Source organism: Paraburkholderia sp. 40 (assembly GCF_050434105.1).
GTDB classification, from domain to species: domain Bacteria; phylum Pseudomonadota; class Gammaproteobacteria; order Burkholderiales; family Burkholderiaceae; genus Paraburkholderia; species Paraburkholderia tuberum.
Map to the genome: position 1 here is coordinate 1,653,993 of NZ_JBNPVY010000004.1, position 11,914 is coordinate 1,665,906.

At 64.5% G+C, this 11,914-nt stretch carries 11 protein-coding genes; 4 read left to right on the forward strand and 7 right to left on the reverse strand.

What is annotated here, in order from left to right; all coding sequences use genetic code 11:
- Nucleotides 1-110: 110 nt before the first annotated feature.
- Entirely contained in the window at nt 111-977 is an 867-nt protein-coding gene (locus OKW28_RS29300; protein WP_429450811.1) for a hypothetical protein, read from the forward strand.
- 10 nt (nt 978-987) lie between these two features.
- Here OKW28_RS29300 and OKW28_RS29305 read toward each other — a convergent pair whose 3' ends face one another.
- The gene (locus OKW28_RS29305) at nt 988-1,896 is read right to left on the reverse strand and encodes a LysR family transcriptional regulator (RefSeq protein WP_429450813.1); all 909 of its coding nucleotides are present in this window, start codon (nt 1,894-1,896) and stop codon (nt 988-990) included.
- 127 nt (nt 1,897-2,023) lie between these two features.
- On the opposite strand from OKW28_RS29305, the gene OKW28_RS29310 reads away from it, so the two are divergent.
- The 3 genes from OKW28_RS29310 to OKW28_RS29320 are packed head-to-tail and all read left to right on the forward strand — an operon-like array spanning nt 2,024 to nt 6,547.
- Nucleotides 2,024-4,144 carry a 3-hydroxyacyl-CoA dehydrogenase NAD-binding domain-containing protein gene (locus tag OKW28_RS29310; RefSeq protein WP_429450814.1) on the forward strand — a complete coding sequence of 707 codons (2,121 nt, stop codon included), beginning with the start codon at nt 2,024-2,026 and terminating at the stop codon, nt 4,142-4,144.
- Between the two features lie 30 nt (nt 4,145-4,174).
- Nucleotides 4,175-5,383 (forward strand): acyl-CoA dehydrogenase family protein, encoded by a 1,209-nt coding sequence (locus OKW28_RS29315; RefSeq protein WP_429450815.1) that lies wholly within the window; start codon nt 4,175-4,177, stop codon nt 5,381-5,383.
- 12 nt (nt 5,384-5,395) lie between these two features.
- Nucleotides 5,396-6,547, forward strand: a complete 1,152-nt coding sequence (locus tag OKW28_RS29320; protein ID WP_429450817.1) for an acyl-CoA dehydrogenase family protein — start codon at nt 5,396-5,398, stop codon at nt 6,545-6,547.
- Nucleotides 6,548-7,031: 484 nt separating this feature from the next.
- Here the strand turns inward: OKW28_RS29320 and OKW28_RS29325 are convergent, their stop codons facing one another.
- From OKW28_RS29325 to OKW28_RS29350, 6 genes are all read right to left on the reverse strand, one after another.
- Complete coding sequence (locus tag OKW28_RS29325; RefSeq protein WP_429450818.1) at nt 7,032-7,211, reverse strand: hypothetical protein; 180 nt, start codon at nt 7,209-7,211, stop codon at nt 7,032-7,034.
- Between the two features lie 158 nt (nt 7,212-7,369).
- Entirely contained in the window at nt 7,370-8,143 is a 774-nt protein-coding gene (locus tag OKW28_RS29330; RefSeq protein WP_429450820.1) for a GntR family transcriptional regulator, read from the reverse strand.
- 16 nt (nt 8,144-8,159) lie between these two features.
- Nucleotides 8,160-8,609, reverse strand: a complete 450-nt coding sequence (hpxZ, locus tag OKW28_RS29335; protein WP_429450822.1) for an oxalurate catabolism protein HpxZ — start codon at nt 8,607-8,609, stop codon at nt 8,160-8,162.
- Nucleotides 8,606-9,271, reverse strand: coding sequence for a cysteine hydrolase family protein (locus OKW28_RS29340; RefSeq protein ID WP_429450823.1), 666 nt, complete (start codon nt 9,269-9,271; stop codon nt 8,606-8,608). The genes hpxZ and OKW28_RS29340 overlap by 4 nt, the downstream gene beginning before the upstream one ends.
- A gap of 5 nt (nt 9,272-9,276) precedes the next feature.
- Nucleotides 9,277-10,275 carry a formamidase gene (locus OKW28_RS29345; protein WP_429450825.1) on the reverse strand — a complete coding sequence of 333 codons (999 nt, stop codon included), beginning with the start codon at nt 10,273-10,275 and terminating at the stop codon, nt 9,277-9,279.
- A gap of 3 nt (nt 10,276-10,278) precedes the next feature.
- A complete protein-coding gene (locus tag OKW28_RS29350) occupies nt 10,279-11,913 on the reverse strand; it encodes an ABC transporter ATP-binding protein (RefSeq protein WP_429450827.1) in 1,635 nt (544 codons plus the stop codon).
- Nucleotide 11,914: the final 1 nt, after the last annotated feature.

The window sequence follows — 11,914 nt, forward strand, 5'->3', positions numbered from 1 at the left end:
CTCCTGTGCGATTCAAGCCCTTTACATCTGGCCTGTGCCGTGCCCGTCTAGGATCGTTACACAGGTTCGGCGCGCATGTTGCGTCGCACGATCGCTACCCTGGATGACATATGCGCAAGGCAAGATTTGCATCGTTCTGGCATGGCCCGGAACTTTCTCCCTACGAGATCGCCTGTCTGAATTCGTTCACGCTGTATGGCAGCGAGGTCGCGCTCTATAGCTATGAGCCGATCGACACTCTGCCGCCCGGCGTGATCGCGAAGGACGCGACCACGATACTGCCGCGCGATTCGCTGCACGATTTCCCGATTCACGGCGTACCGTCGATGGCGCATTTCACGGACTATTTCCGCTTCGTGATGTTCACGAGGACCGACGAGATCTGGGTCGATACCGATCTGCTGCTGTTGCGGGATTTCGATCTCAACGCCAAGGGCGACCTGATCGGGCGAGAGACCTCATCGAGCATCTGCACGGCGATGCTGCGGCTCGACCCGGATCAGCCGCGCTTGCACGAATTAATCGAACGTGTCGAAGCAATGAAGGGCACGGCACTGAAGTGGGGCGACACGGGCCCGCGTCTGTTGACCGCCGTCTACGGCGTGAAGGCGGGTCTTCCCGAAAGTCTGTTCTATCCGGTGCATTTCAACGATTACTACAAGGTGTTCCTGCCGCGCTATTTCGACGAGTGCGCGGCGCTCTGTTCCAATGCGTACACGCTGCATCTGTGGAACAACCGGGTGGTCAAGATGGGACTGTTCAAGCGCATCGGCCCCCCCGTTGGGTCGTTCCTGCACCACGTGTTCGAGCAAACCGGCGCCAACACGCTGTTTCGCGAGTTTTATCCGGCGAGCGTGATGCAGGCGATGATCGACAACGCGGTGGGCAAAGTCGGTAGCGACGAAGGTGTGCGCAAGCTGCTGCGCGTCGGCGTGCCGATGGTCACGACGGCCATCGCGCGCAGACTCGGCGCCTGAGTTCGCAGCTTCAGTTCGCGCCGCCCCTGCCCGAGCCCTGCGCCTGCTCCAGCACGAAGTCGATGAACGTCGCCGCCGCGCGCGTGTGATGCCGATTCGGCATGTACAGCATGTACATGTGCGTGCCGAAGATGCTGAGCCGCCAGGCATCGAGCGCGGTCAGCACGGCGCCGAGCTTCAGATCGTCCTGCACCACGTAGTCGGGCACGAGTCCGACACCGAGACCGGCCAGCACCGCCTGGCGCAAAAATAGAAAGTTTTCCGAAATAATCGTCGGTTCGAGCAGGACTTCATGACGCTCGTCGCGCAGATACGCGGCGAGCCGCAACTGCTTGCCGATCACGGCCGCGGTAATCAGCGGCGCGGTGCGCAGGTCGTCGAGCGTCGCGGGCATGCCGTGTGTCCGCGCGAATTCGGGGGATGCGCAGGCCACGTACCGGACTGGCCCCATATCCCGCGCGACGAGGTTTTGCGGCGGCTCCGACATCACGCGCACCGCGATGTCGATCTCCTCGCGCATCAGATCCTCGACACGGTTCTCGAACATCACATCGAGCACGATACCCGGATACAGCCGCTTGAACGCGATCAGCCAGTCGGACATCACAAGCTGGCCATAGCCGCTCGGCACGCTGAGCCGCACGCGCCCCTGCAGGCTCTGGCCCAGTGTCGTCACCGACTCGCGCGCGGCCAGCAGCGCGTTGCGAATCGTGCGGCCGTGCTCGTAGAGCCGCAGACCGATCTCGGTCGCCTCGACGCGACGCGTGGTGCGTCGCACCAATTGCAGGCCGACCGAACGCTCGAGCTGATTCAGGTGATAGCTGACGTTCGCGCGGCTCATCTTGAGCCGGCGTGCCGCTTCGCTCAGATTGCCGGCATCGAGGATGTCGACGAGCAGGGTCAGCGAGTTGACGTCCATTCGCCCAGTCTTTGTCAAAATAATTTTGACAGTCTGTCAATCAACGGTGTAATTGTCAATGAACGTTGACCACTCCAGAATGGGACGATCCGGCGCGCCTCGCCATCCTCAAACGGAGACCCCTACGATGACCCTTTCCTCCTCAGCCGACGTCGTCACGCGCGAATTGCACGGCCAGGTCCTGCTCGTCACGATCGACCACGCGCCGGTCAATGCGCTATCCGCCGACGTGCGGCGCGGCCTGCTGGCCGCGATCGAAGCCGCCGACGCCGACCGCGCGATCGAAGCCGTGCTGATCGTCGGCGCGGGGCGCAACTTCATCGCCGGTGCCGATATTCGCGAGATCGGCAAGCCGCCGGTGCCGCCTTCGCTACCGGACGTGTGCCACCGCATCGAGGCATGCACGAAACCCGTGATTGCCGCGCTGCATGGCGCCGCGCTCGGCGGCGGGCTCGAAGTGGCGCTCGCCGCGCATTACCGGATCGCCGTCGACGGCGCGAAGCTCGGCCTGCCCGAAGTGCAGCTGGGTCTGCTGCCTGGCGCGGGCGGCACGCAACGCACGCCGCGTCTGATCGGCGCGCCGGCGGCGCTCGACCTGATGCTGAGCGGCCGTCACGCGAACGCGAAGGAGGCGCTCGCGCTGGGCCTCGTCGACCGTCTCGGCGACAGCGGCGACATCCTCGCCGAAGGGCTCGCCTACGCGCACGAGTTGCTCGCCGCGCACGCGCCGGTACGCCGCACGCGCGACGCCGCCGCATTGATCGATCGCGCCGCGAGCCGCGCCGCCGTCGCGAAAGCGCGTGACGAAACCGCGAAGAAAGCGCGCGGCCTGTTCTCGCCGCTGAAAATCGTCGATGCCGTCGAAGCCGCGATCGAACAGCCCTTCGAGGAGGGCTTGAAGCTCGAACGCAAGCTGTTCCTGCAATGCCTCGACAGCCCGCAGCGCGCCGGCCTGGTTCACGCATTCTTCGCCGAGCGCGAAGTGCTGAAGGCGCCCGAAACGCGCGACGCGAAACCGCGCGCGCTCGAGGCGATCGGCGTGATCGGCGGCGGGACGATGGGCGCGGGCATTGCGGTCGCAGTGCTCGACGCGGGGCTGCCCGTCACGCTGATCGAACGCGACGAAGCGGCGCTCGCACGTGGCCGCGCGCACATCGACAAGGTCTACGACGGGCTGATCGCCAGGGGCCGCCTCACCGCTGAGAAGAAAGCCGCGACCATGGCGCGCTGGAGCGGCAGCACGTCGTACGATGCGCTTGCTCACGCCGACCTCGTGATCGAAGCCGTGTTCGAAGATCTCGACGTCAAAAAGGCCGTATTCGCCGAGCTCGATCGCGTCTGCAAGTCTGGTGCGGTGCTCGCGACCAACACGTCGTATCTGGACATCGACGCGATCGCAGCCAGCATCTCGCGCCCCGCCGACGTAATCGGCCTGCACTTCTTCTCGCCCGCCAACATCATGAAGCTGCTCGAAGTCGTGGTGCCGAAGCAGGTCAGCGCCGACGTCGTCGCGACCGCGTTCGAGTTCGCGAAGAAGCTGCGCAAGACGCCGGTGCGCGCCGGCGTGTGCGACGGCTTCATCGGCAATCGCCTGCTTGCCGTGTACCGCGCCGCCGCGGACGCGCTGCTGGAAGACGGTGCATCGCCGTATCAGATCGACGCGGCGGTGCGCGCGTTCGGCTTGCCGATGGGCCCGTTTCAGGTGGTCGACCTCGCGGGCGGCGACATCGGCTGGGCGGCGCGCAAACGCCGCGCGGCCACGCGCGACCCGAACTCGCGCTACGTGCAGATCGCCGACCGCCTGTGCGAGCGCGGCTGGTTCGGCCAGAAGACCGGCCGCGGATTCTATCTGTACCCCGAAGGATCGCGCGGCGGCATGCCCGATCCCGAAGTCGAGGCGATCATCGACGCCGAGCGTGCGCGCGCTGGCATCACGCCGCGCAGCTTCACCGACGAGCAGATCATGCGCCGCTATCTGGCCGCGATGATCAACGAAGGCGCGAACGTCGTCCACGAAGGTATCGCGCTGCGCCCGCTCGACGTCGACGTGACCCTGCTGCACGGCTACGGCTTTCCGCGCTACCGCGGCGGTCCGATGAAATACGCGGATAGCGTAGGCCTGCCGACGATTCTCGCCGACATCCGCGAGTTCGCGAAGGAAGACCCGCTGTTCTGGCGGCCGTCGCCGCTGCTCGTCGATCTGGTCGAGCGCGGCGCGGATTTCGCGAGCCTGAACACGACGGCCTGAACCACCACAAACACTGACGGAACGACTGCGATGGATCCGAACTTCACCTCCGAGGAAGAAGCTTTTCGCGCCAGCGTGCTGGCGTTTCTGCGCGACAAGCTCCCGCGACGTCTCGCCGGCAAGGTGCACGGCGGGCGGCGTCTGACGCGCGACGACATGGCCGAGTGGCACGCGATTCTGAACGCGCAAGGCTGGCTCGCGAATCACTGGCCGAAAGAGTACGGCGGCCCGGGTTGGAGCGCAGTGCAGAAATTCATCTTCGAAAACGAATGCGCACTCGCCGGCGCGCCACGCGTCGTGCCGTTCGGCGTCAACATGCTCGGGCCGGTGCTGATCAAGTACGGCAGCGAGGCGCAGAAGCGTCACTGGCTGCCGCGCATTCTCGATGGTTCCGACTGGTGGTGCCAGGGCTATTCGGAGCCGGGCGCGGGCTCCGATCTCGCGTCGGTCAAGACGACGGCAGTGCGCGGCAAGGACGCGCAGGGCGAGCACTACCTCGTCAATGGCCAGAAGACGTGGACCACACTCGGTCATTACGCGAACATGATTTTCTGCCTCGTGCGCACCGCGACCGACGTGCGCAAACAGGAAGGCATCAGCTTTCTGCTGATCGACATGAACGCGCCGGGCGTCGAAGTCCGGCCGATCATCACGCTCGACGGCGAGCACGAGGTCAATGAAGTGTTCTTCACCGACGTGCGCGTGCCGGCCGGAAATCTCGTCGGCGAAGAAAACAAGGGCTGGACCTACGCGAAATATCTGCTGACGTACGAGCGCACCAATATCGCCGGCGTCGGCTTTTCCGTCGCCGCCCTCAACCGTCTGCGCAAGATCGCCGCGACACAGCTGCGCAATGGCCGGCCGCTCGCCGAGGATCCGGCGTTCGCGGCACGCATGGCGCGCGTCGAGATCGATCTCGAGAACATGAAGACGACCAACCTTCGGGTGATCGCGGCCGTGGCGGGCGGCGGCGTGCCCGGTGCCGAGAGTTCGATGCTGAAGATTCGCGGCACCGAGATCCGTCAGGAGATCTCGTCGCTGACGCGGCGTGCGATGGGCGCTTATGCGCAGCCATTCGTCGAGGAAGCGCTGCACGAAGGCTTCGACGGCGTGCCGGTCGGCCCCGACGAAGCCGCGAGTGCCGCGTCGCAGTACGTCAATAATCGCAAGCTGTCGATCTTCGGCGGCTCGAACGAAATCCAGAAGAACATCATTTCCAAAATGATCCTCGGACTGTAAGAGGCGCACGTCATGAATTTCCAGCACACCGAAGACCGCCGCATGCTGGCGGATACGCTGAATCGGTTTATCAGCGAGCAGTACGGCTTCGCGACGCGCGATGAAATCGCACGCTCGACGCAAGGCTTCAGCACCGAATTGTGGGCACGCTTCGCGGAGCTTGGCGTGATCGGCGCACTGTTCGACGAAGCGAGCGGCGGTTTTGGCGGCGGCGGGTTCGATATTTCCGTGGTGTTCGAGAGCATCGGCCGCGGGCTCGTCGTCGAACCGTTTCTCGATACGCTGGTCGTCGGCCGGGCGATCGCTCGCAGCGGCGGCGGCGTGCAGAACGCGGCGCTGGGTTCGTTGATCGACGGCTCGCGGATCGTTGCGCTCGCGCATGGCGAACCGGACAGTCATTACGAGCTTGCCCGGGTCGCGACGACGCGCGCGCGCCGCAGCGTAAATGGCAACAGCGGCGTGTGGACGTTGCACGGCGCAAAGGCCGTCGTTCAGCATGGCGAGCATGCTCAGGTGTTCCTCGTCTCGGCACGCACGAGCGGCGAGGACGATGCCGAAGCCGGCATCACGCTGTTCCTGGTGCCGAGGGACGCGACAGGTGTGAGCGTGCGCGGCTACCGAAAGATCGACGGAGGACGCGCGGCCGAAGTGACGTTCGACGACGTCACGCTCGGCGAGGACACCGTGCTCGGCTCAGTGGATCACGGCTTTGCGACGCTCGAATATGCGGTGAGTTGCGGCGTGCTCGCGCTGTGCGCGGAAGCGGTCGGCGCAATGGACGTCGCGAAAGACTACACGCTCGACTATCTGCGCACGCGCAAGCAGTTCGGCGTGCCGATCGGCAGCTTCCAGGCGTTGCAGCATCGCATGGCCGATTTGCTGCTCGAAATCGAGCAGGCGCGCTCGGCGGTGATCAACGCGGCGGCGGCGCTCGACGGGGAACGAAACGCGCGCGAGCGCGCGGTGTCGGCGGCGAAGTACAGCATCGGCCGGATCGGCACGCGAGTCGCGGAGGAATGCATCCAGTTGCACGGCGGGATCGGTATGACGTGGGAACTGCCGCTCGCGCATTACGCGAAGCGGCTCGTGATGATCGATCATCAGCTTGGGGATGAGGATCATCATCTGGAGCGGTTTGTGGCGTTGGGGGCTCAAGGGCTGTGATTCGTGTGCGCTTGCGAATGCGACCGCGTGCCGGTGACAAGTCTGCTAGATTGCACTCGCCTGTTCTTGAGGAGCTGAGCCTGCCAAACGAATCAAAAAAGTTGACCGATGCCGGATGGACTGCATTGCGGATGCACGAGGGCGCTGTCCTTCGCTACGACAACGACGTAGCGAACAATTGCACCTTCGGGATAGGCGCGCTTGCGCACTTTGGCCGATGCACCAATGACGAAATGCGGCGACCGGTGTAGGCTAGCGCCGGTTTTGGGCGCCGCGGCGCGACAAGCGAGTGTCGTCAAATGATCCGTCTAGCCGAAGCCGTCGCCTTCCAGCGCGCGAGATATTCCGTCATCAATTGGAACGGTCGCCGTTTACCGCCACTCGTCCATGGACGACGATTCGTCGGCGCATTGCTACGTCTGGTTATTCGTCGAGTGCACCAGGGGTCCAGAATGGGCCACGCGGTGTGGATGTTCGAAAGCGCCTATGTGGCTTCCAGTTCATACGACCTGGTTACCTTGCTCTTCGAGTTCCAACGACATACGAGACCTTCGATCAGTGACCCCTCATCCGGCCACGAGGCAACAATTCCTTTGGTGACGTCGGCGATGTCCTCAACAACGTCCCAAGGGTCGAACTCACGCATCGCCATCGTCATCGTCATCGTCATCATCCCAGGATATAACCATGCGACCTCTCAAGGACTGGTTAGCCTTCACGAAATGCAACGTTGCTGCCCCGGTCGGCGCCTGGGGCGGGTCATTTCAAGGTAGCCAGAACACGACATTTCGATAAAGCCTCTTGCCGGCTCCCCGTCCTACCTCAACTCACAAACGGCAACTTGCTGTCCCGCGCCTGCGCGAGCATCGAAACAGTGATCTTGCGGACTTCGAGCCTGCTCTGCGTGACATGCGCGCGCAGCATAATGCCGGCTTCGGCGAGCTTTCCGCGTTCGATCAGCGTGAGCATCGTGGCGTGCTCGTCATAGGTTGCGTCGGTGCGATGCGGCTTCAGGAAATCGAGTCGTCGCACGATGCGAATGCGCTCGGTCACTTCGTTATGCACGCGTAGCATTTCGGCGTTGCCCGTCGCTTCCACCAGCCCGCGATGAAAGCCTTCGTCGAGCCGGAACATGCGCGCCGGATCGGTCTCGCGTGCGTCGCGCGGCACGCACCAGATGGCCTTGAGCGCGTCGATCGCGCGATTGTTCGAGCCGCTCGTCACACGCTCTATAGCAGCCAGTTCGAGCACGATGCGCAGGTCGTACAGCTGATCGAGCCGCTCGAAGTCGATGTTGCACACTTTCCAGCCGCGCCGGAAGCCGACTTCCAGATAGCCTTCGCGTAGCAGACGGAACAGCGCGTCGCGCATCGGTGTGCGCGACACGCCGTAATGCTGCGCGATGTCAGTCTCCGAGAAGCGATCGCCCGGAAACAGCCGGAAGTCGAAAATGTCCTGCTTGAGTTGCAGATACACCTGCTCGGCAAGCGGGTTCGCGCCATAGACGACTTTCGACGCATCAGGCGCCACGTCGTCCGGTTCGTCGATCGGGTCTTTAGCTTCGGTCAGCCGTTTGGGTTCGATGACCAGTCTCATGCAAATCGTCCCCGCATTATCCGCGTTTCCCGTGGGCGGCTTGCACGTCGGGCACATCGGGCGCTTTGATCAGGCTCACGTGCGCAGCAACGACGATCCAGCCGCCGAACGGCGCATCGTGCGCGCCAAGCCGCGCCCACGACTGCATCTGACGGCCGACGAGCGGCGTCGCGTCGCTGGTGAACGTGGTGCTGACCGTCGCATAGTCGCGGCCGAACGTCGTCACGACCGTGCGATGCCGTCTGCGCGAAGCCGGCACCGGCACGCACGATTCCCGCCACGCGCGAATCTCCTCGCCGCCGTGCTGGATTTCGGCGATTCCATAGCGTACCGTTTCCGGTGCGTCCCAGAACAACACGTTCATCGTGCCGATGTCGTTATCGACCAGCGCGCGTTCGTAGGCTTCGAACACGGCGGTCACTTCGGCGACGATCGCCGGGTCGTTGATAACTGGCGATGTGGTCAAGCGTCGGCCTCCAGCAATTGTTCGAGCGTCGCAGTCCAGCCGACTATGCCGCCTTGCGAACGGATCATCGCCAGCGTTGCTTCCTTGAACGCGGGAATGTAGCTCGCGGTCGCGCCTTCGATCACGAGACAGTCGTAACCGCGATCATTCGCTTCGCGCATCGAGGTCTGCACGCACACTTCAGTCGTTACGCCCGCAAACACGAGATGCGTGACGCCGCGCATCGCAAGCTCTTCGCCGAGCCGCGTCGCGTAGAACGCACCCTTGCCCGGCTTGTCGATCACGAGTTCACCTTCAATCGGCGCGAGCGCTTCGATGATTGCATTACCCGGTTCGCCTCGCACGAGTATGCGTCCCATCGGCCCTTTGTCGCCGATGCGCGCGCGCGGCTGCCCACGCAGACGTTTCGCCGGCGGACAATCGGACAGATCAGGCACGTGCGATTCGCGCGTGTGCACGACGTGCCAGCCGTGCGTGCGCGCATGCGCGATCAGCCGCGCGACATCCGGCACGATGTCCGCGAGCAGCGACACGTCGTTGCCGAGCGCCGCGCCGAATCCGCCCAGCTCGATGAAATCGCGTTGCATGTCGATCACGACGAGCGCCGTCTTCGACGGCTCGAATGCGAACGGCGACGGTAACGCCTGGTTGACGGTCGGCATGGCAGTCAACCCTTGTAAGTGCGTTCCGGCGGTGCGAAGCCGCAAGGAGTGCCATCGGTCACGCGCACCTCGGCCTCCCAAGGCAAACGATATTCGCCGCGCACCATGTCATGCATGAACGTATAGGGGCAATCCTGCGCGCCGCCCGTCACCGCAACGTAGCCGCGGTGTCCGAACTGATAGATGTTGTTTTCGACGCCCCAATGGATACGCGCCTCGCGCACGAGATCGGGCCGCATCTCGCAGACGATGACCTCGTCCGGGCGATGACTGCCCTCCACCATCACCGTTCCGTCGAAATCGCAGAACATGCCCTCGCCCATCGAATCGAACGTGCCGTCGCTGCCGCACAGACAGACGCTCGCGGTCTGCGCGAGATTCTGGAACGCGTTCGACTGATTGGTGATGCGCCACGCGTGGCGGATCGGCGCGGTGTATCCCGCCGTGCGCAGAATCACTTCTGCGCCCTTGTAGGCGGTTTCGCGTGCCATCTCCGGAAACATACCGTCGTGGCAGATGATGAGGCCGAGCTTCACGCCGCGCGGCCCGGTGCAGACCGGCACGCCGAGATTGCCCGGCTCCCACGGTTCGACCGGCACCCACGGATGCAGCTTGCGGTAGTAGAGCTGGATTACGCCTTGGTCGTCGATGATCAGTCCGCTGTTGTACGGATTGCCGCCTGGATTGCGCTCCATGATCGAAAAGCAGCCCCAGATGCGGTGCTCGACGCACGCCGCCTTGAACGCGGCCACTTCGGGGCCGTCGAGGCTGCACATGATCGCGTCGTCGATGCGCATGGAAAGGCCATGCAACGCGTATTCCGGAAACACGACGAGATCCATCGCCGCGTTGTTGCGCCGCGCCTTGCCGATCACTTCGACCACGCGCTGCGTCTGCGCCGCGAGCTGCGCGGGCGTTTCTACATTGGGATTCTGCAATTGCACGAGGCCGATTACGACGCCCGCGGGCGAGCGGTTCAATCCGCCGAGTCCACTCGAACTCATCTGTCATGCTCCATGAAAGGCGGCGGCGGTCTCCGCCGCTTCGGGTTGCCGATCGTCGCCGTGGCCGGCCATGTGGCGCCCGAGCACCACGCGGTCCGCGTTTTCCACGGCGGTTTCGAAAACGAGCCGCCCTTCCGCGATTACCGCGATGCGGTCGGCCAGTTCCAGCAATTCGTCGAGGTCTTCGCTCACCAGCAGCACCGCCGCGCCCGCGTCGCGGGCCGCGAGAATGCGCGCGTGGATATCGGCCACCGACGCGAAGTCGAGGCCGAACACCGGATTGGCGACGATCAGCACATCGACCGGCTGGCCGAGTTCGCGGGCCAGTACCGCGCGCTGCACGTTACCGCCCGACAGCGTGCCGATCGCGCGCTCCGGCACCGGCGGCAGCACGTTGAACTCGGCAACGCGCTGTTCGGCGCGTTCGCGTAACGCGCGACGGTTGAGCCGCCAGCCGCCCGCGCGCAACGGCGAGCGATCGAAGTCGCGCAACGCGAGATTTTCCGCGACGCTCAGATTCGCGACACACGCATTACGCAGCGGCTCCTCGGGCAACGCGAAGACTTTCAGACGCGTCATTGCTTCGCGCGTCGCGCGGTACGCTTCTCCCTTCACGCGCATGTCGCCCGATCGCACGCTCCGCTGGCCGACCAGCGCCTCGATCAGCTCCTTCTGGCCATTGCCCGACACGCCCGCCAGGCCGAGAATCTCGCCCGCGCGCACCGCGAGCGACGCATCGCGCACCGCCACGTGTCCGCGATCGTCCACCACCGTCAGCGCCGACAGTTCGAGCGCCACCGGCGCATCGGCGACAAGCGGCCGGCGCGCAGGACGCACGTCGTCGATGCCAGCTGTCGCGCGCGCGTCGAAACCGGCGTCGCTGCCCATCATCCACGATGCGAGGCGGTCGCGGTCGGTGTCGCGCACCGCGCAACTGCCGACCAAGCGGCCCTTGCGCAGGACCGTGACGTCGTCCGCGTAGGCCATCACTTCGCGGAATTTGTGCGTGATCATCAGCACGGTGAGTTCGCTGCGCGTCGCGAGATCGCGCATGAGGCCGAGCACTTCGTCCGCTTCCTGCGGCGTCAGCACCGAGGTCGGTTCGTCGAGAATCAGGAAGCGCTGACGCAGATACAGTTGCTTCAATATTTCGAGCTTCTGCTTTTCGCCGGCCGCGAGACCCGACACCGGCGTGTCGAGTGCGAGCCGGAACGGCATGCCGCGCATGAACGCGCCGAGCGCCTTGCGTTCGGCTTGCCAGTCGATTTTCCACGGCATCCGGCCACGCGCGAGAAGCAGGTTCTCTTCCACCGACAAACCCGCCGCCAGCGTGAAATGCTGGTACACCATGCCGATGCCGAGCGCCTGCGCATCGCGGGGCGAAGCAATGCGCACTTCGCGGCCGTCCGCGGCGATCTGGCCGCTGTCGAGCACGCCATAACCGACCAGACCTTTCACGAGCGTGCTCTTGCCCGCGCCGTTCTCGCCGAGCAGCGCGTGCAGCGTGCCGGCGCGCACCTTGAGCGTCACGTCGTCGAGCGCGCGGAAAGCACCGAAGCGCTTGCTCGCGCCGAGCACCTCGATGCCGAGCGCGCCGGTGTGTGACGGCAGCGGTTTCATTCTGGCGAGCGTCGACATG